At 52.4% G+C, this 25066-nt stretch carries 22 protein-coding genes, 1 pseudogene and 1 other annotated feature; of the genes and pseudogenes, 15 read left to right on the plus strand and 8 right to left on the minus strand.

All coding sequences use genetic code 11. The annotated features are described in order from the left end of the window. Window positions 1-3 precede the first annotated feature (3 nt). Window positions 4-888: a LysR family transcriptional regulator gene (locus HP435_RS11575; RefSeq protein WP_122965769.1), complete on the minus strand. Its 885-nt coding sequence runs from the start codon at window positions 886-888 to the stop codon at window positions 4-6. A gap of 132 nt (window positions 889-1020) precedes the next feature. Here HP435_RS11575 and HP435_RS11580 point away from each other — a divergent pair, with 132 nt between their 5' ends. After that, window positions 1021-2238 carry an MDR family MFS transporter gene (locus HP435_RS11580; protein WP_173599181.1) on the plus strand — a complete coding sequence of 406 codons (1218 nt, stop codon included), beginning with the start codon at window positions 1021-1023 and terminating at the stop codon, window positions 2236-2238. A 307-nt stretch (window positions 2239-2545) separates the two neighbouring features. On the opposite strand, the gene HP435_RS11585 is transcribed toward HP435_RS11580, so the two are convergent. Together HP435_RS11585 and HP435_RS11590 are read right to left on the minus strand one after the other, a co-directional pair. Next, on the minus strand, window positions 2546-3979 hold the full coding sequence (locus HP435_RS11585; protein ID WP_173599180.1) for an amino acid permease: 1434 nt from the start codon (window positions 3977-3979) through the stop codon (window positions 2546-2548). A 215-nt stretch (window positions 3980-4194) separates the two neighbouring features. Next, window positions 4195-5535, minus strand: coding sequence for a sigma-54 interaction domain-containing protein (locus HP435_RS11590; RefSeq protein WP_229049948.1), 1341 nt, complete (start codon window positions 5533-5535; stop codon window positions 4195-4197). A 278-nt stretch (window positions 5536-5813) separates the two neighbouring features. Here HP435_RS11590 and HP435_RS11595 point away from each other — a divergent pair, with 278 nt between their 5' ends. Beyond that, complete coding sequence (locus HP435_RS11595) at window positions 5814-7025, plus strand: ornithine--oxo-acid transaminase (protein WP_122965773.1); 1212 nt, start codon at window positions 5814-5816, stop codon at window positions 7023-7025. A gap of 277 nt (window positions 7026-7302) precedes the next feature. Further along, the gene (locus HP435_RS11600) at window positions 7303-7440 is read left to right on the plus strand and encodes a sporulation histidine kinase inhibitor Sda (protein ID WP_063230759.1); all 138 of its coding nucleotides are present in this window, start codon (window positions 7303-7305) and stop codon (window positions 7438-7440) included. A 141-nt stretch (window positions 7441-7581) separates the two neighbouring features. Here HP435_RS11600 and HP435_RS11605 read toward each other — a convergent pair whose 3' ends face one another. Further along, on the minus strand, window positions 7582-8085 hold the full coding sequence (locus HP435_RS11605) for a hypothetical protein (RefSeq protein WP_122965774.1): 504 nt from the start codon (window positions 8083-8085) through the stop codon (window positions 7582-7584). Between the two features lie 181 nt (window positions 8086-8266). On the opposite strand from HP435_RS11605, the gene HP435_RS11610 reads away from it, so the two are divergent. From HP435_RS11610 to HP435_RS11625, 4 genes are all read left to right on the plus strand, one after another. Then, window positions 8267-9436: a MalY/PatB family protein gene (locus HP435_RS11610; protein ID WP_173599179.1), complete on the plus strand. Its 1170-nt coding sequence runs from the start codon at window positions 8267-8269 to the stop codon at window positions 9434-9436. 81 nt (window positions 9437-9517) lie between these two features. Next, window positions 9518-10450, plus strand: a complete 933-nt coding sequence (glsA, locus tag HP435_RS11615) for a glutaminase A (RefSeq protein WP_122965776.1) — start codon at window positions 9518-9520, stop codon at window positions 10448-10450. Between the two features lie 93 nt (window positions 10451-10543). Then, window positions 10544-10825: an Fpa/YlaN family protein gene (locus HP435_RS11620; RefSeq protein WP_063230762.1), complete on the plus strand. Its 282-nt coding sequence runs from the start codon at window positions 10544-10546 to the stop codon at window positions 10823-10825. Window positions 10826-11213: 388 nt separating this feature from the next. After that, window positions 11214-11461, plus strand: a binding site (T-box leader). A gap of 62 nt (window positions 11462-11523) precedes the next feature. Beyond that, complete coding sequence (locus HP435_RS11625; RefSeq protein ID WP_122965777.1) at window positions 11524-12864, plus strand: sodium-dependent transporter; 1341 nt, start codon at window positions 11524-11526, stop codon at window positions 12862-12864. Between the two features lie 122 nt (window positions 12865-12986). Here the strand turns inward: HP435_RS11625 and cax are convergent, their stop codons facing one another. Next, window positions 12987-14030 (minus strand): calcium/proton exchanger, encoded by a 1044-nt coding sequence (cax, locus tag HP435_RS11630; RefSeq protein WP_063230764.1) that lies wholly within the window; start codon window positions 14028-14030, stop codon window positions 12987-12989. A gap of 170 nt (window positions 14031-14200) precedes the next feature. Here cax and HP435_RS11635 point away from each other — a divergent pair, with 170 nt between their 5' ends. Next, the gene (locus tag HP435_RS11635) at window positions 14201-14461 is read left to right on the plus strand and encodes a hypothetical protein (protein WP_122965778.1); all 261 of its coding nucleotides are present in this window, start codon (window positions 14201-14203) and stop codon (window positions 14459-14461) included. Window positions 14462-14535: 74 nt separating this feature from the next. On the opposite strand, the pseudogene sleB reads toward HP435_RS11635, so the two are convergent. Then, window positions 14536-15186, minus strand: a pseudogene (gene sleB, locus HP435_RS11640) (spore cortex-lytic enzyme); the annotation flags it as partial. Between the two features lie 257 nt (window positions 15187-15443). Between sleB and HP435_RS11645 the strand changes: the two are divergent. Next, the gene (locus HP435_RS11645; RefSeq protein WP_173599177.1) at window positions 15444-17072 is read left to right on the plus strand and encodes a thiamine pyrophosphate-binding protein; all 1629 of its coding nucleotides are present in this window, start codon (window positions 15444-15446) and stop codon (window positions 17070-17072) included. 76 nt (window positions 17073-17148) lie between these two features. Then, the gene (locus HP435_RS11650; protein WP_122965781.1) at window positions 17149-17484 is read left to right on the plus strand and encodes an Asp23/Gls24 family envelope stress response protein; all 336 of its coding nucleotides are present in this window, start codon (window positions 17149-17151) and stop codon (window positions 17482-17484) included. Between the two features lie 50 nt (window positions 17485-17534). On the opposite strand, the gene ftsW is transcribed toward HP435_RS11650, so the two are convergent. Together ftsW and HP435_RS11660 are read right to left on the minus strand one after the other, a co-directional pair. Beyond that, window positions 17535-18704, minus strand: coding sequence for a putative lipid II flippase FtsW (gene ftsW / locus HP435_RS11655; RefSeq protein ID WP_122965782.1), 1170 nt, complete (start codon window positions 18702-18704; stop codon window positions 17535-17537). Window positions 18705-18775: 71 nt separating this feature from the next. Next, complete coding sequence (locus HP435_RS11660; RefSeq protein ID WP_063230770.1) at window positions 18776-19120, minus strand: YugN family protein; 345 nt, start codon at window positions 19118-19120, stop codon at window positions 18776-18778. Between the two features lie 182 nt (window positions 19121-19302). Between HP435_RS11660 and HP435_RS11665 the strand changes: the two genes are divergently transcribed. The 5 genes from HP435_RS11665 (at window position 19303) to HP435_RS11685 (ending at window position 24998) form a co-directional block, all read left to right on the plus strand. Beyond that, window positions 19303-19743 (plus strand): CBS domain-containing protein, encoded by a 441-nt coding sequence (locus HP435_RS11665; RefSeq protein WP_063230771.1) that lies wholly within the window; start codon window positions 19303-19305, stop codon window positions 19741-19743. A 129-nt stretch (window positions 19744-19872) separates the two neighbouring features. Beyond that, window positions 19873-20922 (plus strand): MerR family transcriptional regulator, encoded by a 1050-nt coding sequence (locus HP435_RS11670; protein ID WP_122965783.1) that lies wholly within the window; start codon window positions 19873-19875, stop codon window positions 20920-20922. 403 nt (window positions 20923-21325) lie between these two features. Then, on the plus strand, window positions 21326-22831 hold the full coding sequence (locus tag HP435_RS11675) for a YcdB/YcdC domain-containing protein (RefSeq protein WP_173599176.1): 1506 nt from the start codon (window positions 21326-21328) through the stop codon (window positions 22829-22831). Window positions 22832-22912: 81 nt separating this feature from the next. Next, the gene (locus HP435_RS11680; RefSeq protein WP_173599175.1) at window positions 22913-23455 is read left to right on the plus strand and encodes an RNA polymerase sigma factor; all 543 of its coding nucleotides are present in this window, start codon (window positions 22913-22915) and stop codon (window positions 23453-23455) included. Beyond that, complete coding sequence (locus HP435_RS11685; protein ID WP_173599174.1) at window positions 23439-24998, plus strand: hypothetical protein; 1560 nt, start codon at window positions 23439-23441, stop codon at window positions 24996-24998. Before HP435_RS11680 ends, HP435_RS11685 begins: the two co-directional genes overlap by 17 nt. The last annotated feature ends 68 nt before the right edge of the window (window positions 24999-25066 follow it).

Genomic DNA, 25066 nt, shown 5'->3' on the forward strand with positions numbered 1-25066 from the left:
GCGCTACGTTGTTGAGTATCCCAACTCACTCATCAGACTCAGCCATTTTTCTACGCTGGGTTTATTTTTTTTGTCTTTCGGCAGGACGATATAGGCTGAGCGCTTGGGCGGCTTGTTGCCAGTGATCGGCAGTTCCTTCAGCGTCCCGGCAGCCAGCTCTGCTTTGACCGCAGAGCGGGTGAGCAAGCTGACGCCAAGCCCTTCCTTGATCAAATCGATGGCAAGCTCCGCCTTGTCGACAGTCAGCTTGGGCACGTAGTTGCGCGGCAATGTTTGCCTGATCCATTCGTTAAAAGGCGGTCCCCAGTTCATGTAGAGCAGCGGCAGGTTGCGAAGCTCGCGCGAATCCACGTGAGTCGCTTGGGCGACGCTGCTCTCTGGACAGCAGACCAGGACGATTTCATCATCCCAGGTAGGAATGACTTCAAAGTTCGGCAAGGAGGGCGGCACGTACACGATCCCGATCTGGATCACGTTGTCGAGCAAATACTGGATGACGTCCGAGGAATGCCCGGTTCTGGTGCTGATGGCAATTTGCGGATAGCGGCAATGGTACTCTTTCAAGATCGGTTCGAGGGTAGAGGTCCAGATGGCGTTCAGGCTGCCAATCGACAAGTAGTCCTCGTAGGGCTGGAGAGAAGCGACTTCGTTGAGCGCTTCGTGGGACAGTTTGAGTATGCGCTCGGCATAAGGCAAAAGCGTCAAGCCTGCCTGGGTAATTTCAACACTTCGCTTGTCACGGATGAAGAGAGGCTTTCCGACTTTTTCTTCCAGTTGCTTGATTCGCATCGTCACCGTAGACTGGACAAGATGGAGCATCTCCGCAGCCTTGGTGAAGTTTTTGGTCTGTGCCAATGTGTAGAAAGCGCGCAGTTGTTCGAAGTCCATAGCGTGTGTTTCCCTCTTATCTAAATATTTGATAACCATATACAAAAACGTTCGTTTCCCAAATTATACCCTGTTCTTTAAGCTGGGGATATCCCTAAATCATGAGAGCAAACGGGAGAGCGAGGGTATCGAATGAAGCGGGAAATGTGGAGAGAAACACCGTTTTCGGTCAAACTGCTGTTGGCGACATCCTTTATGATGAATCTCGGCTTTTACGCCCTGATTCCTTATTTGACCTTGTATTTGACAGGCAGTATCGGATGGACGCTGGCGATGGCCGGTCTGGTACTTAGCGTGCGACAATTTTCCCAGCAAGGCTTTGCGTTTATGGGCGGAGTCATTGCCGATGCCTTCGGCTACAAGGGCGCGATGGTTTTGGGTATGGCAGTGCGGGCTGTCGGCTTTGCCCTGTTTGCTTTTTGCACCGAGACTTGGCATTTTTTTATCGCAGCGATTTTGTCGGGCTTGGGTGGGGCGTTGTTTGACCCGGCTGGCTCGGCGGCGTTTGCGATTTTAACCCCTGATTCTATCCGCAAAGAAGTGTTCGCCTTTCGCAATGTGCTCGGAAATATTGCGGTGGTCGGTTCGCAAATCGTCGGTACAGCGCTGTCGGCTGTCGATTTTACCTACCTGTCGCTGTTTGCCGGAGCGATTTTTGCCTTGAACGCGGTCGTCTCGTTCTTTTTTCTGGCCCCGATCAGCGCGACCAACACGCGGCACAGTATTTGGGAGAGCATGTTCACGGTGATTCGGGACAAGCGTTTTGTGCGCTTTACCTTGATTTTGATGGGTTACTACTATTTGAACATGCAAGTATTTTTGACGATACCACTGCTCGTGGAGCATGTGACACATAGCAAGACTTCGGTCGGAATTGTTTTGTCTGCCATGTCTTTGTTCGTCATCCTTTTTCAAATGAAAGTGACGCAATGGCTGGAAGGCTACCCGCACAGGCTCACTTTGATCGGGATCGGCACCCTCGTCATGGGGGCAGGACTGTTCCTGTTTACGTTTGCCGACTCTCTGTGGATGTTGCTCATCGATGTATTCCTGTTCGCACTGGGGACGATGATCGCCGTGCCCAATCTGGTAGACGTCGTTCCGCGTTTTGCGCCAAAAGATTTGGTAGGGGCTTACTACGGCTTCAACGGCTACTCGATCGCCATCGGAGGCTCGCTCGGCCAGATCGCAGGCGGCTGGGTGTACGATGTGGGGCTTAGGCTGGAAGCGACGTGGCTCCCTTGGACGATCTGCCTCGTTGTCGGGCTGCTCGTTGCCTGGATGCTTCACCTGATGGAGCGCGATACGTACAAACTCGGCAACGATTTGACAAAAATCGCGCAGCCGTAAACTTTTTGACGAGAAAACACGAAAAAATGTTGGGCGCAAATTGAAACATTTACCATTCCTTGTGCGTATATATCGGTAGGAAACGAAATGCTGGGCGTTAACGAAAGTGAGGGAATTTTATATGGAAGATATGAAAAAATTGAAGCGGATGTTGCTGGTGACGAGTTCCCTTGGATTTGCCGTTTTTGCCATGGTAGTCATAACGGAAATCGTGCGAATCTCTTTGTAGCATGGCCAAACAAGTTTGCGTATAAAGCGAAAAGCTTGCTTCCCGTAAATGGGAGTGCAAGCTTTTCTTTTTGCTTTCTTATAGGTTGTCCGCTTTGCGATAAGAGCCAAGATCGTTTTTCGGTTGTGGCTCCAGTCGGTTTTTGAAGCGGTATTGGTAAATGAGGATCGCGATAATCATGAACGGCACCCCGCAGTAAAGGGCAATTCGCTGCTCCGGATCGAAGGCCAGGCTCACGAGAACGGTCAAGTTCAAGATCAACGAAACCAACGGAAGGACCGGATACCAAGGCGTGCGGAATTTCAGGTCTTCCAGCTTGCCGCCGTTTCTCAGGTAATGGCGACGGAAAGCGAGCTGCGAAGCCGAAATGGAGATCCAGCCTACTTGCGCACCCAGACCAGCGATAGACAAAAGCACCATAAACACGGTATCTTCCGCGAAAAACCCAGACAACAGCGAGAGCAAGGAGATCGCGAAGGTAATCATGAGCGCATTCATCGGGATACCTTTGCGGTTTACAATCGCCAGTTTGCGGGAAGCCATTTTCTCGTTGGACAAGGAGTAGAGCATCCGGGTAGCTGCGTACAAACCGGAGTTTGCTACGGACAGCAGGGCAGTCAATACGACGAAGTTCATGATGTCTGCCGCATAAGGGATTCCGATACTGTCGAATACGACGACAAACGGGCTTTCGATAACGCCGGCTTGCTGGTGAGGGATCATCCCTGCCACAATCGCAATCGCCAAAATGAAGAAGACGAGCGTGCGCCAAACTGTAGCGCGAATCGATTTCGGAATCGTTTTTTCCGGTTCTTTGCTCTCGCCTGCCGCGATACCGATCAATTCGGTACCCTGGAAGGAGAAGTTCACCGTGATCATCGTCATCAGCAACCCGGTAATTCCGTGGGGAAGCAGTGAGGTGCTGGTGAAGTTGGAGAACATCGGAGCAGGTTGTCCATTTTTCATGTCGATCAAGCCGAACATGGCCGCGCCACCCAAAATGATAAACAGGATGATAGCGCTTACTTTAATGCTGGAAAACCAAAACTCGGACTCACCGAACGCACGAGCAGAAAGCGCATTCAACAGGAACAAAAGGACACCGAAGATGGCGCACCACATCCAGACAGGCGAGTCTGGAAACCAACGTTGCATCAACAGACCGGACGACAAAAGCTCCAGGGCAACCGTTACCGCCCAACCGAGCCAGTACAGCCAACCTACTCCAAAACCGAGGGACGGACTTACGAACCGGGTCATGTAGGTCTGGAACGAACCGGCAACAGGCATGGCGACGGTCAATTCGCCGAGGCAGAGCATGGTGAGGTACATGATGAATCCGCCCACCAGAAAAGAAAGGATCGTACCAATAGGGCCAGCCTGGCTGAGAGTATAGCCTGAACCGAGAAACAGTCCGGTTCCGATTACGCCTCCAAGAGAAATCATGAAGAGGTGCCTACTGTTCATACTGCGTTTTAGTTCATTGTTCTGTTCGTTGCTGCTTGGTGTCATATAACCCTCTCCTTCACGCGAGAAATATTGATTCGATGAATGCGTTTTCAGGCGCGATATATGCTCTGCAAGAATGATACCAAATGAAACGGCCCAAGCAAATCGACTTTTGCAGGTAGTTTATGGAGAAAAGTGCAAAACAAATCGGCACACTTGTGCAAAAAAAATGAAAAAACGCCAAGAAATTTGGCGTCATGAAAAATGAAGCTGTTTTTTTATCCTTTGATTCCCAATTTGCGCAAGCGATATTGCAAGCTTTGCCGACTGATTTGCAGCTCCTTGGCCGCCCGGGAAATATTGCCGTGGTAACGATCGACGACGTGGTGAATATAGGCGGTTTCGAACTCCTGCATCGTTTCTTTCAATGATTTTCCTTCTTCGATAAAAGGAAGCGAACGGGGCGGCGCTTGTTCGATCACGACGGCGCTTGCAGGGGAGCGGCGCAAAAAATGCAGCGGCAGATGCTCGTAGCGGATCATCGTCTCGTCCACCATCAAATTCATCGCGCCTTCGATGAGATGCTGCAACTCGCGGACATTACCCGGCCAGTCATGCTCCTGGAAAAATTGCAGGACATCCGCCGAGACACCCGCGACTTCCATTTGAAACAGCTCGTTGTACTTTTCGATAAAATGCGAGACGAGCATGGGAATATCTTCTTTGCGTTCCCGCAGCGGGGGCAAAAACAGCGTGACGACGCCGAGACGGTAGTACAAATCTTTTCGCAGGTGCGAATTGGCGATGGCCTCGACAGGGTCTTCGTTGATGGCGGCGATGATCCGCACGTCAATGGCCCGGTCTTTCGTGTCGCCGATGCGCCGGATCGACTTCTCCTGGAGGGCGCGCAACAATTTTGCTTGCAGAGGCATACTAAGCGAGTTGATTTCGTCCAGAAACAAAGTGCCGCCCTCTGCCTGTTCGAACAAACCGGGTCTTTCCACGGCTCCGGTAAAAGCGCCGCGTGCCGTGCCGAACAGCAAGCCTTCAATGAGGCTGTCGGGAAGCGCTGCGCAGTTTTGCGAAATAAGCGGGCCGGATGAGCGCAGACTGGCGTTGTGAATGCTTTGCACGAACAGTTCTTTTCCGGCTCCGGTTTCGCCGACGACGAGGACGGAGGAGGAGGTGCGCGCCGCGCGTTTGGCGTTTTCAATCACATCGAGAATCGGGCCGCTTTTGCCGATAATCTGCTCAAAGGTGTAGCGGGAGCCGTTTTTGGCAAGCAGGTTTTCCCTGATCAGCCGTTCCATCTTCGTCACATCGTTGGCAATCTCCATCGCGCCGATGATTTGCCCGTTTTCGATGATCGGGTACGTGTTGTTGATCGTCGTAATTTCTTTTTGCTTGTCATTGAAATACGTTTGCCGCGTATTGCGTATGCTATTTCCTGTTCGCAAGCAGGTGAGCAGCGTGCTCTCCTGACCGCTGTGGAATTGGAACACTTCCGACAGAGGCTTGTGCAGAACGTCTTGGCGGGCCATCGACTCCAGCTCGGTCATTTTCTGGTTGTACACAATCGTCGTGCCAGTGGCGTCAATCACGTGGACGCCCTCGTTCATTCTGTCCAGGATATGTTCGTAAATGCGCAAAAACGTGTCGAGGGAAGATTCTTGCCTTGAAGTCGACACAATGGGTCACCAGCCTTTCTTCGTGACAGTATCATATCATAGAACAGGCGATGTGCAAAATGTCTATGCACCTGCAAAATTATAAGGAAAACGCATGCAAAAAAATTTTGCTAAAAACGGATTCCATTGCGCCGTTTCGCACGTTTTTTATATTGGCATCATTCTTGCTTGATTAAGATTGGCAAGTGAAACCGAAGGAGGCTACCACCATGACGAAAACAAAAGTTGTCATTGATCAAACCGAAAAATACGGCGCACACAACTACCATCCGCTGCCGATCGTCATTTCCAAAGCAGAAGGTGTTTGGGTAGAAGATCCAGAAGGTAACAAATACTTGGATATGCTGAGTGCTTACTCCGCTTTGAACCAAGGCCATCGCCATCCACGCATCATTCAGGCGTTGAAAGATCAGGCAGACAAAGTGACATTGACTTCCCGCGCTTTTTACAATGACCAGCTGGGCGAGTTTTACGAAAAGCTGTCCGCATTGACTGGCAAAGACATGATCCTCCCGATGAACACGGGTGCGGAAGCAGTAGAAACCGCTCTCAAAGCTGTTCGCCGCTGGGCTTACGATGTGAAAAAAGTACCGGAAAACCAGGCAGAAATCATCGTCTGTGAAGGAAACTTCCACGGCCGTACCGTAACGATTACTTCTTTCTCTTCTGCGGAAGAGTACAGACGCGGCTTCGGACCGTTCACTCCAGGCTTCAAAATCATCCCTTACGGCGATATTGAAGCACTCAAGCAAGCGATTACACCAAACACCGCAGCATTCATGCTGGAGCCGATTCAGGGCGAAGCGGGCATTATCATTCCGACAGAAGGCTTCTTGAAGGAAGCACAAGCCGTATGTAAAGCAAACAACGTGCTGCTCGTGAGCGACGAAATCCAAACAGGCTTTGGCCGTACCGGAAAACTGTTCGCAAGCGATTGGGAAGGCGTCAAGCCAGACATGTACATCATGGGGAAAGCGCTCGGCGGCGGGGTATTCCCGATCTCTGCTGTAGCTGCTGACAAAGAAATCCTCAGCGTGTTCGAGCCAGGTTCCCACGGCTCCACTTTTGGCGGAAACCCGCTTGGTTGCGCAGTAGCGATTGCCGCTATGGACGTACTTGCCGATGAAGGTCTCGTGCAACGCTCCCTGGAAATGGGAACGTACTTCATGGAAAAACTGCGTGAAATCAACAACCCGATCATCAAAGAAATTCGCGGTCGCGGTCTGTTCATCGGACTGGAACTGACTACAGCGGCTCGTCCATATTGCGAGAAGCTGAAAGAACTGGGCCTCTTGTGCAAAGAGACTCACGAAACAACGATCCGCTTTGCTCCGCCGCTCGTGATCAGCAAAGAAGATCTCGATTGGGCAATCGATCGCATCAAGCAAGTGCTGCACGTATCGGAAACTGCAAACGCGTAAAAACAGAGCAAACAGCCATCCGGCGTCAAGGATGGCTGTTTTTTTATCGTTGGCAGCGCTGAAATCTATCCTTCAATCGTTCGACAAAATTCGACTACCTGTGGATAAAAGTGGAAGAAAAATCCACATAGGGAATCCCGCGTTTTTGTTTGTTACACACAGGCTGCCCACAAGTTACTCACAACATTTCCACATGCTTTGTGGATATCAGAACGGTTGTTCGATACTCTATCATCTGGTACAATGAACTCATACGACAGGATGGAGGTGAGCAAGGGTGAAATACTTGAGTGACCAAATGCTGATAGAAGTATATCATCGTGCTGTCGACCTTCAGCTAGATTCTGCTTTTATTGAACTGCTTCGCGAAGAGATGCAGACACGAAACATTCGCATCACACAGGTCAGCGCCTGAGTGCACAGTGCAACCACAACACATAAGACCTAAACGACAAAGCCATCCTTGGCCATGAGCAGTCCTCCTGATTGATGGGAGCGACTGTTCAGTTAGAGGATGGCTTTTTCTTTCTTTTTTCAAAAACAGTGCCGTGCGGGATCAGGCAGAAAAAAACTCCAGTGCCGTGATTCCGGTAATCGGCGCTTCCTTGTTGAGCAGAACTTCCGGCAAGTAAAAGTAAACCGGCCCGTCTTCTTTAATCGGTTTTCCGGCCTTGGCAAACTGCAAAATCGCCCGTCTTGCTTCGGAAATCGGCAGGACGATCGGCTCCTGGTTTTCGCGATGAAGCCGGACATGGGTGGCTTCAGGCAGCGGAGCGGCGTTAGTGATGAACGGATCGAGCCGAATCCCGTAGTCGCCTTCCAGCACTTTGCGCTCCTCGGCCAAGCTTTTGCGCTCGGACGGCAGCTGGGCGCCTTCGCGCAATTCCTTGTCCCACTGTGTTCCTGTTCCTTGCAAATATTGCATTTGTTTGGACAAAGCAGGGTCGTCTTCACCCGTGTACGCGTTCAAATCAAACTTGCGATCGTCGAACACCCAAACAGTCGGGTCCAAAGTGATGGGGTAAGTTACGGCCCCTTTAAACACGATAACATCAGACATGATGCATACCTCCGTCATCTTTCTCAATCATCTAGCATTTTACTATACCTTTTTGAAAAAGGGCAAACGCTGCTTTCGCCTCACGCTTGGACAATCTTGCCAAGAGGGGGTATGCTGGACATAGTTGTAAAAATAAAGGACAAAATGGCCGGAAGCTTTCGGATATGCGGGAGGGGACAACGTGTACGACTTTGATGCGAGAATCGAGCGAAGAGGGACAGAGAGTGTAAAATGGGACATTGACAATCCAAAAGTGAACGGAGAAGGCGTGCTGCCGATGTGGGTGGCCGACATGGACTTCGCATGTCCCAAGGAAGTGACGGAAGCGATCACGCAGCGGGCGATGCACCCGATCTACGGGTATCCGCTGAAAAGCGCGGCTTTTTATGAAAGCTTGCAGGAGTGGATACAGAGACGGTATGGAGTAGAGGTGCAGACGAGCTGGATGACGGGCATTCCCGGTGTGATTCCTGGCATTCATGTGGCGATAGAGGCATATACATCACCAGGGGAGCGCGTCCTGATCCAGACTCCCGTGTACCATCCGTTTTTTCATGCGGTGGAAAATCGCGGCAGGCAAGTCGTGCGCAGCTCCTTGGTGGAGCAAAATGGGCATTATGAGATGGACTGGGATGATTTGGCGAACAAGCTGAGCGATCCACGGGTAAAGCTGATGCTTCTGTGCAGTCCGCACAATCCGATTGGACGGGTCTGGACGAGGCAGGAGCTTGTGCGATTGGGCACGCTCTGCGTGGAGCACGGGGTCGTCGTCGTGGCGGATGAGATTCACGCCGATCTGGTCTATGAAAAAGGCAGCCACGTTCCGTACTACTCGCTGCCAACGGAGCTGGCGAGGCAGAGCGTCACGTTTTTGGCGGCATCGAAAACATTCAATCTGGCAGGATTGTTTACTTCCTACCTGTTGACGGAAAATCGCCAATTGCTGCGTGACTTTGCCGTGACGGCTTCGCGAATGGGCTGTGAAAATGTGAACCTGTTCGGGATGGAGGCGACGATTGCTGCCTATCGCTACGGGGAGCCGTGGCTCGAAGCCTTGCTTTCCTACTTGCACAAAAACGCGACTTATATGAGCCGCTTTTTGGCCGAGCACGTGCCAGCGGTTCGCATGCCGGTTCCGCAAGCGACGTATTTGGGCTGGATGGACTTTCGCAGCCTGGGACTGAAACAGGCCGAGTTGAGCAGCCTGCTTCGGGAGAAAGGCAAGCTCGGCTTTCAGGACGGCCTTGTGTTCGGCCAGGAAGGGGAAGGCTTCCAGCGCGTCAACTTTGCTTGCCCTCACTCTGTCGTAGTGGAAGCGATGGAGCGGCTGAAGCGGGCGATCGTGGAATAGCGTCCCACAATTTGACAGCCGACGCATTCAAATCTACAATCTATTCATATGCATCACGAGTATGGATAGAGGGGATAACAGATGGACATCGAGAGTGCATCCAATCAATTGGCCGAGAAAGTACAAGCGGCCAGCGAATATACAGGACAAGGCAAGGTAGCAGCATATATACCCGAATTGGCAAAAGTAGACGCGCGCATGCTGGGCGCGGCCGTCTGTATGCCGGACGGGACGATTGTATCAGCGGGAGACGCGGATGTTCCCTTCACCCTACAGAGCATTTCGAAAATTTTCTCGCTGGTCGTCGCCCTGTGCCAAAACGGACACAAGCATGTATTTGAGCGGGTGGGCAAGGAGCCTACAGGCGACCCGTTCAATTCGATTATCAAGCTGGAGACGATCAAGCCGCACAAGCCGCTCAACCCGATGATCAACGCCGGGGCGATCGCGGTTGCGGGAATGATCCAGGGCAATGGCGTAGAAGAGCGTCTGGACGCGATTCTGGGCCTGCTGCGCAGCGTTACGGGGAATCGTGGGCTGTCTGTCAATGAAGCGGTTTACCGCTCGGAAAAGCGGACGGCTGACCGCAATCGCGCGCTCGCCTGGTTTTTGAAGGACAGCGGAGTGCTGACCACGGATGTGGAAGAGACGCTTGATCTGTACTTCCGTCATTGCGCCATCGAGGTAACGGCAAAAGATGTGGCGAGATTGGGCATGGTGCTCGCCGCCGATGGCATTATCCCTCATACAGGCGAAAGAATCATTCCACGAGAAGTTGCCCGCATCTGCAAGACTTTCATGGTGACTTGCGGGATGTACAACGCATCCGGGGAGTTTGCCATCGATGTCGGGATTCCGGCGAAAAGCGGAGTGGCTGGCGGCATTATGGCAGCTGTGCCGCAACGGATGGGGATCGGCGTGTTCGGCCCTGCTCTGGATGAAAAAGGAAATTCGGTTGCCGGAGTCAAGTTGCTTGAGCTTCTCTCACAAGAATGGAATCTTGGTATCTTTTAGCTTCTTGCAGTTGATCTAGCTTCTCCCCTTTTCAAATGGCCCAGAATCGCGTACTATGTATGATAAGGATGGAGGCAAACGGAGGGATAGGTTTTGACAGAAATTAAAGTTCCTGACTTGGAACAGAAAGCGCTAGCACTGCTTAAAGCGGACGCAGACAAGATTTACAAGCTAATCGACGTGCAGATGGAAAACCTGACCATGCCGCAGTGCCCACTGTATGAAGAAGTGCTTGATACACAAATGTTCGGGCTTTCCCGTGAAGTAGAGTATGCAGTGCGACTTGGACTGATTGGTGAAGAAATCGGCCGTGATATCATGGGTTCACTGGAGCGCAAGCTGGCGACTCTCCATGAACTGTTCAACCAAAAGTAAGGCGAGGAGAGCGGTGATCATCCTCGCTTTTCGTTTTTTTTTGAAAAAAGTCTTGCCTATTTGTGTTGTATATATTAAATTTAACACTAGCATTTCAATAACAACTAAAATGCAATGACGGAGACCAGTACACGAATGACATCGCTTGACAGGGAGAAGCTGCCGAAGACTGCAAGCAGCTTTGAAGTGAGCCTCGTGAAATTCCCTCCAGAGCAGCCCTTTGAACGGCGCAGGCCAAGTAGGAGGAAACGGGTCATTCCGTTAACGATGAGCAAGTGAAGTGCCGGGAACGTCCTATGTTCTTGGTGCTTAATCAGGGTGGTACCGCGAACAGACTCGTCCCTTTTTTGGACGGGTTTTTTTATATTTAGCCGACCCCCTGCATAGGAAAATAGCGACGAAAGAGAGTAGTATACGAAAGTGCTGCCTGACAGGGAAGCGCCGCCACAGACTGAGAGCGGCCGCAGGAATAGTCTTCGTAGAATTCACTCTGGAGCTGACCTCTGAACGCATGGCGCCGCTAGTAGGAGAGTCCGGGTCATACCCGTTATCAATGACGAGGAGAGGCATGTCTTTTGGAAAAAAGGCGATGCCTAACTAGGGTGGTACCGCGAGAACGAACAACTCGTCCCTTTTTGGGGCGGGTTTTTTTTATTCCATTGGAACAAGATGTATGTATAGTTGAGGAGTGATTGATCATGAAAAATCAAACAGAGCAATGGACGAGCCGCCTCGGTTTTATTTTGGCCGCGGCTGGCTCGGCGATTGGGCTGGGGGCGATCTGGAAATTCCCGTACATGGTAGGGACGAGCGGGGGAGGAGCATTTTTTTGTCTGTTTCTGATTTTTACGCTCGTCATCGGTTTGCCGTTGTTGCTCGGTGAATTTGTCATCGGCCGCAGTACGCAAAAAGAAGCGATCAGCGCCTATCGCGCGATTGCGCCGGGTACTTTGTGGCATTGGATCGGTCGGCTTGGAGTCGTGACGTGCTTTTTGCTGCTGTCGTTTTACAGTGTCGTCGGGGGCTGGATTCTTACTTACTTGCTGCGCGGGGTGACGGGGCAACTGATGGGTGCTTCGTACGAGCAACTTTTCGGAGAAGTCATTTCCGCTCCATTCGGTTCTGTTGCCGCCCAGTTCGTGTTCATGCTGATCACGGCCTGGGTCGTGGCGCGCGGCGTGCAGAGCGGGATCGAATCCGCGAACAAATACATGATGCCGGCCTTGTTTATTCTTTTTCTCGTCCTGATGTTCCGTTCTCTGACATTGCCGGGAGCGATGGAGGGCGTGTCGTTCTTCCTCCGTCCGGACTTTTCCAAGCTGAGTGCGGAATCGATCTTGTACGCGCTGGGCCAATCGTTTTTCTCGCTCAGCGTCGGGGTATCCGTGATGGTGACGTACAGCTCGTATTTGGCGAAAAACGAAAGCCTTGTCCGTTCCGCAGGCTCGATCGTCGGCCTGAACCTTTTCGTCTCCCTGTTTGCCGGACTGGCGATTTTCCCTGCGGTTTTCTCGCTCGGCATGGAGCCGACGGCTGGGCCAGGTCTGCTGTTTATCGTTTTGCCATCCGTGTTTGAAAAGATTACGTTCGGCGGCTTTTTCCTGTTGATCTTCCTCGCCTTGTTCCTGTTTGCTACGCTGACCTCGGCTTTTTCCATGCTGGAGATCATCGTCGCGTCTCTGACAAAAGGGAACGAAGCAAAAAGAAAGCGGCTGTCCTGGATCATCGGGCTGCTCATTTTCATCGTCGGAGCGCCTTCCGCCTTGTCGTTTGGCGTGTGGAGCGACATCAAGCTGTTTGACAAATCGATTTTCGACGCGTTCGATTTTCTCGTCAGCAACATTTTGATGCCGCTTGGGGCTTTGCTGATCGCGATTTTCGTCCCGCTGAAAATGAAGCGGGAAGTGCTGATCGAGGAGCTGCGGGCTGACCATTCCCCGCTCAGCAAACGATTGTTTGTCATCTGGCTGCTGCTGTTGAAATACGTTTCCCCGCTGGCGATTGTGCTGGTGTTCATGCAAATGCTCGGGATCTGGTAACATCCATTCACGAAAAAGGAGTGCAACGGCGTCAACTGCCGCATGCACTCCTTTTTTCAGTGAAGCTGACTTTTCCTAGATTCCCGTTACGGGGAACGACGAACGTTATGCGCGATCTCTCGTCAAGCGAAGAAAAAGGCTGTACCCAAAATAATGTACACCGTAAGCAAAAGCACCCCTTCGAACCAGTTGGTCGCTCCGTCTTTCGTGATCGAGATCGTAATGAACGTGGCGACTCCGATGGCGGCCAGTTCAAATGGCGTAAACACGATGTCCATCGGATTGCCGAGCAACAGGCTGACCAAAACGAGTGTGGGCGCCACGAACAGCGCGATTTGCAGGCTGGAGCCGATGGCGATTTCCACGGCAGCGCCGATCCGTCCTTTCATGGCGAGCAACAGGGCAGCACTGTGCTCGGCGGCGTTTCCGATGATGGCGATGACGAACGCACCGACGAACAGCTCGGACCAGCCAAGCGAATGGGAGACGTGCTGGACGCCGTGCACAAGCCACTCGGAGACGACGGCGACAAACACGGTCGAGATGGCGAGCATCAGGATGGAGACGCCTTTTGACCAGACCGCGTCGCTTTCGTGCGGCTCGATATCGGACAAAAAGTCGCTGTGCGTAATCATGGAGAAGATCAGCCAGAGAACGTAGGCGATGATGAGCAAAATCGCGATGACGATGCTGAGCGTCTCAATTTTCACAGGCGGCAGTTCTCTCATGAAGACGGCGGGGATAAACAGTGCGACGATTGCCAGTGTCATGAGCGAAGCGTTGTGACCAGCGAGTCTGCTGTTGAAGTTTTGCTCCTTGTACTTGAGTCCGCCAAGCAACACGCTGAGTCCGAGCACGAGGAGCATGTTGCCGATAATCGCCCCGGTAATCGATGCCTTGACCATGTCGAACAAGCCTTCCTTGACGAGGAAAAAAGCAATGATAAGTTCTGCGGCGTTGCCAAAAGTAGCGTTCAAAAACCCGCCGATCCGGTCACCGGCGTAATGCGCGACGCTTTCCGTCGATTTGCCGAGCCAGGCAGCGAGAAAAATAATCGCCAGGGCGGAGGTAGCAAATTGGAAAAACTCGTTTTCTGTGAAGTAGTGCGCGAAGGCAGCCAGCAGCACAGATGCTCCGACGAGCGAAAAGAAAAGTCGTAAATTCATGTGATCACCTCAGATGCAGAATCAAATTACTTACCTACCTATTGAATCATACCAGCATTGTCTTCCTTTTTGTACCAAAAAGTTGGTCCCTGCGCGGAATTAGGAAGATAGGTATAGAGTTCCTCTTCTGACAGAAACTAAACGATGAAACAAGACAGGGAGGTGCTTTTATGACCAAGCCGATGCTTTGTCCTACATGCAAGTCAAACCGGATGCGCTTTACGATTATTGAGCAAGTACCGCGCTACATGCGTCTCGACCCGCAAACAGGCGAGGTAGTTCAGCAACTGTCGAGCGAGGAGCTGGACATTTTTCATCAGCCGTATAAAGGCGACTCATACATGATCCAGTGTGGAGTGTGCGGCACGACGGAATCAGAAGAGCGCTTTGTCAAAATGGCAGAGCATATGCAGACCCAGCGTTCGCAATGAACGCAGTTTCTGCGGACAAAAGGGAACAGGCACGCAGTCTTGTTGACTGTAGTGCCTGTTTTCGTGTTTCGGGCTTATCGGCAGAAGATGTGCCGGCCGATTTTTTTGATTTGCGGGCGGCTCCAAATCCAGCCGGATGTGGCTGTGTCCGGGTTGAAGTAGTAGATGGCTCCTCCGGTTGGGTCCCAGCCTTTCAGCGCATCGTTGACCGCTTTTTTGGACTGCTCGTTTGGGGTCAGCCAAATTTGTCCGTCCGCTACGGCAGTGAACGCGCGAGGCTCGAAGATTACTCCGGCTGGCGTGTTCGGGAAGGCGGGGTTTTTCGTCCGGTTCAAGATGACCGCCGCAACGGCTACCTGACCGATGTACGGCTCGCCGCGAGATTCGCCGTATACCGCATTTGCCATCAGCCGCAAGTCGTTGGCTGATATGTTGGCGGCGCGGTACGTCTCTTTTTTCGGATTGCTTGGCGCGGGTGCGCTTGGAGCTGCCTGCGACGCGCCCAAATCCGCAGCGGTTGGCTTGTAGTTTTTGGTGGCATTGTACAGCTTCACTTTCGTTTTCGGCCCCAAAACGCCGTCTACGGGCAAACCAAACTCATACTGAAAGTTGCGGAGTGCCCAGTAAGAGCGCCAGCCGAAAATACCGTCAACCGTTCCGGTGTAAAACCCTAAATGCTTGAGACGGTATTGCATTTCGCGAACATCGCTTCCTTCTGTGCCGACTTTGACGACTTGTTGGCTGAATGCGTCAGAACGCAGCGGGGAAGCCATGACGGCGGTGGTGACGACGATTGCTACTGCTGCCAGTGCGATCAGCCATTTCACAGGCTGCTTCATTTTTGATCCTCCTTTGGGAATGTGCTTATCAGCTGATGATAATTGTTAGGTTCTCCAACTTTCTACAACAGGCCCTAGTAAAATATTGGAGAATGCGTACACTACCATTGACTTTTCGCTAACGAAGAAATGGAGGAGTAACGATGCTTGTGGCGCAATATCTTTCCAAGCAGCTCGCCGAATGGGGAGTCAAACGCATTTACGGAGTGGCCGGGGATGGCATTTTTGCCTGGCTGGATTCACTGGGGAAGCAGTCAGAGCTGCGATATATCGCATGCAAACACGAGTCTGCCGCCGCGATGATGGCGAGTGCGGAAGCGAAGCTGACTGGCAAGCCGGCGGTATGTACCGCGACGATGGGGCCGGGATTTGTCAATCTGCTCAATGGATTGGCGGACGCGCATACAGACCGCGTTCCTGTCATCGCCATTACCGGACAAGTCGAGACAGCCAAGCTCGGGGGCGGCTACAAGCAGTATGTGGCGCAGGAAGACATGATTCGCCCGATCAGCTGCTATCAGGCGACGGTGACTGAACCGGATGCCGTGGGCGAGGTGCTCCATCGCGCTTTTGTTTCCGCCACGCAGCAAAAAGACGTCGCGCATCTGTCCATTTGCAAAAATGTGTTTGCCGAAAAAACGCAAGCGACAATCCTTCCGTCATTGCCACGCATCCCGCGCGTGCTGGGTGATCGCGTAGAGATCGAATCGGCGGCTGACCAGATCATGCAGGCCAAAGCGCCGCTCGTTTTGCTCGGGATTGGCGCGCGGCAGTCGGCGGCACTTTGCTTGCGGTTCGCTGAACAGCTTGGGGCCGGGATTGTTTTGTCTTTGGGGGCAAAAGGGGCCATCGACGAGTCGCATCGACTTGTGCTGGGCGGCTTGGGTGAAGGGGGAAGCGAGGGGGTGCTGCAAGCGCTTGACGAAGCGGATTTGCTCGTCATTTTTGGGGCGAGCTGGTTTCCGAAAGAGTTTATTCCGAAGCATCTGCCGATTATTCAGGTCGATCATGCTGCTACGTCTATGCATGCACAGCCGAAGCTGCTTTCCGTCACTGCCGATCTGCTGGACGTATTGCCGCTGTGGCTTGCCCGTTTAAAAAATCGTCAGCGTGGCGAAGCTTGGGAACAGAGAGTAGAGAGCTGGCATGAGCAGCTTTGGGCGGAAAATGAGCAAATCAGCAAGGCGTCATCGCCCGACGAAGCGGTGAAGCCGGAGTTGTTATTGCATACAGTAGGGCGAATGGTGGCGGAGGACGCGATTGTGGCGCTCGATACCGGAGAGCATACGATCTGGTTTAATCGCGCATTTCGCGCTGTCAGGCAGTACCCGCTGTTTTCCGGGAAGTGGCGCACGATGGGCTTCGGCCTGCCAGCCGCGATTGCGGCCAAGCTCGCTTTTCCCGACAGACAAGTCGTGTGTGTGACAGGCGACGGCGGACTGCAAATGAACCTCGCGGAGCTGATGACGGCGGTGGAGCAGCAGCTTGCGATCACGCTGATCGTCGTCAACAACCAGACGCTCGGCTTGGAGGAGTTGAAAATGAAGCAGGAAGGCTACGGCTCCTTCGGCGTGAGGCTGACAAATCCAGACTTTTGCCTGTGGGCCAAGGCGTGCGGGGCTGACTCCGTGTCGGTGCGCAGCGCTGCGGAGCTGGAGCCGGCTTTGCAGCAAGCGCTCGCCAGCAATCGTTTGACACTGCTTGACATTCATTGCACCGCTCCGACATTAACCGAGAGAAAAAAACAAATCCCCTTCCAAGCCCAAGCATGATTTGTTTATAATGAAAGAAAAATCAGATAACACGGGAACAGCCGTTATCATTCGGTCAAAAGAGGAGGGCATCCTGATGGCTGAAAGACTGGGCGAGATCAGAGTGGCCGATCAAGTGATCGCGATCATTGCCGCTGTGGCAGTAGAGGATGTATTGGAGATTTCGGTGAGATCCGGCGGTTTGTATCAAGATTTGGCGAAAAAGCTGAATGGCGGTGCAAAAGGAATCACGGTAGCGGTAACGGAGGACAGGGTCATCATTGACATGCGGGTATCGGTCCGTTACGGATCGCAAATTCATCACGTTTGCCACACGCTGCAAGAAAAGGTGAAAGAAGCGGTGGAGAGCTTGACCGGACTGTTTGTGGATGCGGTCAACGTGCATGTGGAGAGCGTCGATATCAGCAAATAAAAACGACCTGCGCAGCAGCAGGCCGTTTTTTCTTTGGACGAATAGGCGCCCTACATCGAGTACGGCTGTTTTTTCATCTGTTCTTCCAGCTTTTGGCGGCTGACCTCACGTGATACGCTCAGCAAGAAGCCTGTCGAGATCAGACAAACGAGCAGGGATGACCCCCCGTAGCTGATAAAAGGCAGCGGCACGCCTGTCAGCGGGATCAGTCCGGTTACGCCACCGATATTCAAGATCGCCTGCAAGGCAATCATCGTGACGACACCGATTCCGGCCAAGCTGGCAAACGTGTCTTTGACGCGCAGGCAAATATGGATGCCGCGCAACAAAAACAGCAAATAAACCAGCAAAAACAAGGAAGCGCCGATGAAGCCAAGCTCCTCAGTAATGATCGAGAAAATAAAGTCGGTATGCATCTCGGGCAAGTACAAATACTTTTGGATGCTCTTCCCGAAGCCAGTCCCGGACAATCCTCCGTGAGCGATGGCGATCCACGACTGAATGATGTTGTACCCGGTTCCGCTTGGATCGTTCCAAGGATTGAGGTAAGAGTTGATCCGGTTCAAGGCGTGAGACTTCGTCGTGATGTAGGCAAGCAAGGCGACGGTGACAACCGGACCGCCGAGGCCGATCAGATGACGAAGTCTGGCCCCGCCGCAGATCATCACAACGAGAGCACTCCCGAGCAAAATGGCGGCGGACCCGAGATCGGGCTGCACGACAATCAGGAGAAAAAACAAACCTGTGACCATGAGCGGCGGCAGCAAACCTGACTTGAGTTTGCGTACACCTTCTCCTTTTTTCGAGAGAATGGCCGCCAGGTACAAGATCAGGCCAAGCTTGGCAAACTCTGCTGGTTGCAGGTTGGATGAGCCGATTTGGAACCAGGACCGCGCTCCCTTGATATTGACACCGATTCCCGGAATCAGTACGAGCACGAGCATGAAGAAGCTCACCATCGCAATCAGCAGGAAATTGCGTTTGTAAAAGGAGAAGGGAATATTCATGGCGACCAGCATGCCGACGACACCGATCAGGAGGAAGCGAATTTGCCGCTTCACGAAATACAGCTCGTCCCCGTTGCAATAGGAGCAGCCATTGGCTGTGAAGCTGGTCAGGGCGAAAATGGAGCTTGAGCTAAGCACCATGGTAATACCAAACCCGACAATCAGGGCAGTTAAAAACAGGAGCAGGAAGTCAGGTACGCCCCTCGTCTTCACGGTAATACCCCCTTCTACGTGAAACAGAGAGGGGATACCTCTCTGTATCGCAAGACATTTTCATTTTGAAATTAGTGCGAGGAAAGCTTTTCGCCGAGCATTTGCAGTTTCAGCTTGGCAGTTTTTACAACGGAATCAGGCATTGGATAGTCGTAGTCCAATCCGTGTGGGAAAAGGTGTTTGCCCATGTACGGCTCATCCAATTTCAGGACAGCGTGGGAATCTTCCAGCTTGCCTTCGGTCACGTTTGCTTCGATGCGCAAGTAGTAAACGTTTCCTTTATCTTGGATTTTATAATCGTATGTAGCGTGCTTGTAATCCCAGGCGCCACGATCAAAGCCGAGTTCGCTCATGTAATGTTCCAGATCAGCGAAAAAAACTTCTTTCGTGCCAATCCCCGTGTCCTTGATAACCATTCTTTTTCCTCCTACAAATGGTGAGATTTTCACTTATTAATGATAGTCTGTTTTTGGAAGAAGCGCAATGCATAACTCTGTTCCGCCACGATCTTATCATACCCTTTTGCAGCGCATGAAATGAGAGCAGAGAGGACACACTACAACCGTTCATTAGCAAACAGCAAAAGGAGGAGAACAAGATGGCGAAAGTGGAAAACCGCACACTGCGCGAAATTATGACCAAAGATGTCGCAACGGTGACGCTTAAGGATAATGTGTACGAAGTAGCTTGCAAAATGCGCGACTGGAACGTCGGTGTCATTCCGGTTGTCGATGAAAAGAACGATGTGATCGGGGTAATTACGGATCGCGATATCGTCATTCGCGGCCTGGCCGAGAAGCATGAAGGCTCGACGGCGACAGAGGTCGTCATGACCAAGGACATCGTTCTCGGCCAGCCGGGCATGACGGTCGATGAAGCAGCAAAAATCATGGCTGAGCACCAAATTCGTCGCCTGCCTGTCGTAGAAAACGGCAAGCTGGTCGGGATTGTCGCGATTGCGGACATGGCGATCCGCCAAGTACACCACGATGAGGCGAGCGATGCGCTTCAGGAAATTTCCGAGCCTGCCCGCCACTAACAGGCGGATACAAGAGAAGCAAGCTAAGAAAAAGCTGCCGCACAGGCAGTTTTTTTTCGTTTTTCCCTGTACATTGACGCAACGGTAAGGTATATGATACCGATAAGAAGCTGACAGGGAGAGAAATGCATGCTGATCAATGATATGGCGCGCAGGCTGCAAATTACGCCAAGAGCGATTCGTTATTATGAAGAAAAAGAGCTGATCAAGCCAGCCAAAGCAGATGAGTCCGGGTATCGTCATTTTACCGAAGAAGATGTATGGCGATTGCAAACGATCATCACGCTGCGCGAGGTCGGCATGTCGATTGACGATATACGCGAGCTGCTCTCGCAAATGAAGGAGCAGGAAGGCAGTCTGCTGCATTATCTGGATCTCCAGCGCTCTTTCATGTACACGCGATGGGTGGAAATGGCCAAAGTCATCCAGACGACAGAAGCGATGATCGAGCGGATCGGACACAGTCAAACGATCGATCCAGCCGAGTTGTTCGAGCTGGCTGAGGCGAACAAACGGTTGCGGCAGTCCCGCGACAACTGGGTGGATCGCTGGAATTTCAACCAGATCGCCAACTATTACGACGACTGGGTCACCAGCGAATCGCAAAGCTTTAACGCCCACCAATCATACGAGACAGTGCTGGACGAGGTCGTCGCCGCACTTGGCCCGATTCACGGGGAGATCGGACTGGACGCAGGCACGGGTACAGGCAATCTCGCCAAACGGCTGGTCAGCCAGGGAGCGATCATGAGTGGCTTTGACCAGTCGCCGCAAATGCTGAACCGTTGCCGCAGCAAACTGCCTGCCATGGAAACGAAGCTCGGCACCTTTTTCGCCTTCCCGTTTCTGGAAAATCGCTTTGATTTTGTGGCGACGAGCTACGCGCTGCACCATCTCGACGATGAGCAAAAGCTGCTCGCCTTGGCGGAGTGCCGCCGTGTACTGAAGCCGACAGGGCGCCTGGTGATTGCGGATTTCATGTTTGTGGATGAAGGGCACAGGCAGGCGCACATCGCTGAGCTGACCAGAGAAGGCAAAGACGAAGCGATCATGCAAATCCACGATCGGTTTTACGCCGATCGCTCCCGGTTGCTTGCAGAGCTTGACGCTCTCGGCTTTCAAATCGAGGCGAAGCAACTGACCGTCTACACGCATTTGCTCATCGCCAGACTGCGCTAAAACATTCCTTTACTTTTGGGCTCTTCCAATCGCTGACACGTGCCTAGCCTTCTGCATAGGCTGTAACGAGAAGGAAAGGAGGACTCCACTATGGGTCTGTTCGATGGCTTTTTTGATCGCGATAACGATGAGTTTCTGTGGATTATCATTGTCGTGGTTGTTCTGCTGTTTTTGTTTAGCGCCGATCGTGACTAAGTCTGTACGTATAGACAAAACGACCTTGTGGAAGGTCGTTTTTTTCGGTTTGGCATCTGCCGGGCACAGACGCTGGGAAGCGCGCAGAGAATTTGCCTGGGACAAGCTTTTGCGAGCAAGCTGCGAAAATTTGTAACCTTTTCCAAACTCATGCGAATAACGCAGTGAGCAACAAAAAACAACATTCACCATTCAGGAGGCAAGGAAAATGAAAAAATGGAACAGTGCCGTCATGTCAATTGTCGCTGCAACCCTTTTGGCAGCAAGCCCCGCATGGGCAGTTCAAGCGAGCGCGAAGTCAGCCGACAGCACGGCAGCACAAGCCCAGGGAGCCGCGCAGCAAACGATCGCGAAACTGGAAAAGCTTCTGCCGTACATGGAGCAGTTGCCCGTTGAAAAAGTGAGTCTGGATGAGGACAGTGACGTCATCGTCGTCGAGCGCAGAAAGCTGGAAGAAGATAAAGAGGCGGCGATGACCATTTATTTGAACAAGCAAACAGGCAGCATTCAGAGCTTTGAATATGCAGCAGATGATGCAGGCGACGAAGAGCTGTCGCCCGACGAGCAGAAGAAAAAAGCGGACGTGTTTTTGCGCGAGCTGCTCGGTGATGCTGCGGAAGGCTACCAGTTCGACGCCAAACGGTCCGAAGAACTAGGAACACCAAGTTATCAGCTCGTGGTAAACGGCATTCCGTTTTTTGAGCGCAACTTGCTCGTCAGCGTGAACGGAAACGGCGAAGTGTCAGGGCTGATGGCGAATGCCGCAAGCAATCCGCTGTCTTCCGCAAACTTGCCGAAGAAAGAAGAGGCCATCTCTGTAGCGCAAGCCGAGAAAGCAATTGCCGAGCGGATGACACCTGCGTATCGTTTGCAAAAAGACGGCAAGAGCATGATGCTGACCTATCATGTGTCCTGGTCGGGCATGCTCGATGCCAAAACCGGACAATCGGTAGAGACGCAGCACTCGCAGTTTTACTATGAACCCGATCTTTCTGGTGCCCTCCTTCCCGTATCGCCGCAGGGCAAGACTTTGACGGCAAAAGACAAAGCGGAAGCAGCGGCATTGCTGAAAACGATCATCGGCTTCAACACAGAGGACGCTACTTACGTGGAGCGGGCTGCGGAAGATACGCCAGAGGGCAAGGTGCAAAACTATGTCTGGAAAAAGGGAACATTCGTTGCGAACGTATCCGTTAAAGCAGCAACCGGACAAGTCATCGATGTGAGTCTGGAACCGAGCCAATATGTGGAGCCAAAGCAGAAAGTAACCGTGGAAGCAGCGAGGAAAGCAGCCGTGCAGGTGCTGCAAGTCTACTTGGACAAAGAGACGAAAGCGGTAGCGTTAGATGCAAGCTCCTATCTGAAAGACCCGAACGCTTACCGCTTCACTTTTTACCGCACGCAAAACGGTTTGCCCGTCTTAAACCATGCTTATCAGGTGACGATCGACAAAGAAACGGGCAAAGTGATCGGACTGTTCGGTGAATTTTCCAAACCGGCAAATGTGGCCTACCCCGATCCGGCCAACATCGTTCCGCGCGAGCAAGCAGCCAAGGAGTATTTGAAACATCATCCGCTGAGCCTGGTCTATCTGGAGCCAGTATTGGGTGGCAAGCGCCAGCCGAACCCGCTGCTCGTGTACAAGTCTGCGAAGAGTGAAAGTGTACAGGAATATGTGGATGCCGTGACAGGAAGCAGTATCCCTTGGAAATAGTTTACGGATAGAGCATGTGCCTGCCCTTTCGCGGAAGCGGGCAGGCGCACCTTTTAGGGATGGGGAGACGGAGGAAACCCAATGAACGAAACGTACGAAGAGCGGATTGCGAACCTGGTCGACACGTACTACCAGGATGTCTTCTATTTCCTCTATCATTTTATCGGGAATCAGAGCGACGCCGAGGACATCACCCAGGAAGTCTTTATACGAGTGTTGCAAGCATTGCCGCGGTATGACGGAAGAGTCCGGATGAAAACATGGATTTTTTCCATAGCGAAACATGCGGCAATCGACCTGTATCGCCGCCGGAAATTTCAACGTTTTTTTGCGGATTGGTGGTTCAGCGAGTTGCCAGCCAAGGATGGCTTGCCGGAAGAGCTGTTTGTAGAAAAAGAACGGGACCAAGAGCTGAAACAGGCGATTCTCGCGCTTCCGCCCAAATATCGTCTGGCTATTATTTTACGTTCCATCAAAGGGTGCAGCATAAAAGAAACAGCGGAAATTCTCGGCATATCCGAATCAAAAGTAAAAGTGGACTATCATCGCGCGATCAAGCTGATTCAAAAACAGTTGAACGTGCGAACAGCAGGTGAGGGGGGAAAGCATGTATTGGGAAGATGACGAGTTCCTGCACGAACGCATGAAACGGCTAGGCGGAAATGTACCTGCACCGCGAACAGAAGAAATCAAGCGGCTGCAAGGGGTGTTGTCCAAACAGGCGCGCGAGATGGACAGGCGCAGCAAAATGAGCAGGACGGCAAGCTGGACGCTGCAGACGGCTGCTTTTTTTGCCCTGGCTGTATGGGGCACTTCTCTGGCGTTTCCTTCCGTGAAACAGGAGCTGCCTGGCAATTCGGAGCAGGCGAAGCCCTCCTACGAAACCGTGAATCCGCCGTCTGCACAGAAAACTTCTCAGCTGGAACGAGAAAAGGACGGGAAAGCTGCTCAGGAAAAGGAACAGCAGGCGAAGCCAACTAAGCAAAAGGCGACAGAGACACGAACAGAAACGAGAAAGCAGACTGTCCCGCCGACGAGTCAAACCGTCGCGCCAGCCGAGCCGTATGCAGCAACAGCCGATGGCAGCGCAACCAAAAAGGCGGCGGCCTATTTGGAACAGTTGATCGGAGCCGAGCAGCGTCAGTACAAGCTGGTCGAATCGCTTGCCGATCCGAAGCAAAACCAGCACGTCTTTGTGCGTCAAGTAAACGGGCTTCCGTTTCTCAACGAGCATTACACGGTCGGGTTGGATGAGCGCAACAACGGGAAGGCAATTGCGGCCAAGCAGATTCAAGGAGGCAAATGGAGCGAGCAGCTTTTCCCTGATCCGGCTGCTGCCATCGAAAAAGCGGAGGCCGAAACGATTCTCGTCCAAGCATTGACGCCTTATTTTGCCGGGACGCAAACGAGTGGCTACGCTCCGGCTCTGATGGGCTTCCTCGATGCGCAAAGCGGGCAGTTGATCGGCATTGACAAGGCACACGACTCGTTGCGCGGCAAAACGTACAAGCTGGATGCCGAGCGGACAAGCTGGAAGGTGACGACGGAAGACGAGGCTGTGCAGTTGGTGGCGAGCGAGTTTGGCTTGACGGTGGAAAAAACGTTCTGGCGGGCGGAGAACGACTTTTTGGACACGCGCAACTATCGGTGGCGCTTGGAGAACGGCGGCAGCATCGCGCTAAAAACCGTTTCCTCCACGGGAGAGGTCGTGGAACTGGAGTACAAAAGTCTGCCGGCTGCTTCTGACAGGACAACCGCTCCCAAAGATGCTGCGGCAGCGACACAGACAGCGGCTTCGTTCCTGCAACATTACCTCGCTGCGGAAGTGACGGGCTTGCAAGTCATGGAAGTCGAACAGGACAAACTGGCTTACCGCATTTATTTTCAAGCGTTGTCCAAAGCAAATGACGCTGCTGCCTTGCCTGTCTACACCGTTACGGTCCAAGCAGCGACTGGTCAAGTTGTCGGGTTTCAGAAGACGCCGCCGAAACAGGAGCAGGCTGCGCACAAACCAAACCAGCAAGCAAGCGCTGTCGAAGCCGCCAAACAGTACGTAGAGCGCCATCCCCTGCAATTGGCTTACGTCTGGATCAAGGGCGAGACGGCCCCTTCCCTGGTTTACGTTCCGCTGGAGCGAGATATGCTGTCTGATTATATCGAAGAGTAGAACAGGCAGGGCTTTGCTTGAAAATTGTGGGGGAGAATTATAAAATCATAAAAATCGCAATCGCGTAA

This window comes from Brevibacillus sp. HD3.3A, from assembly GCF_013284375.2.
GTDB lineage: Bacteria > Bacillota > Bacilli > Brevibacillales > Brevibacillaceae > Brevibacillus > Brevibacillus parabrevis.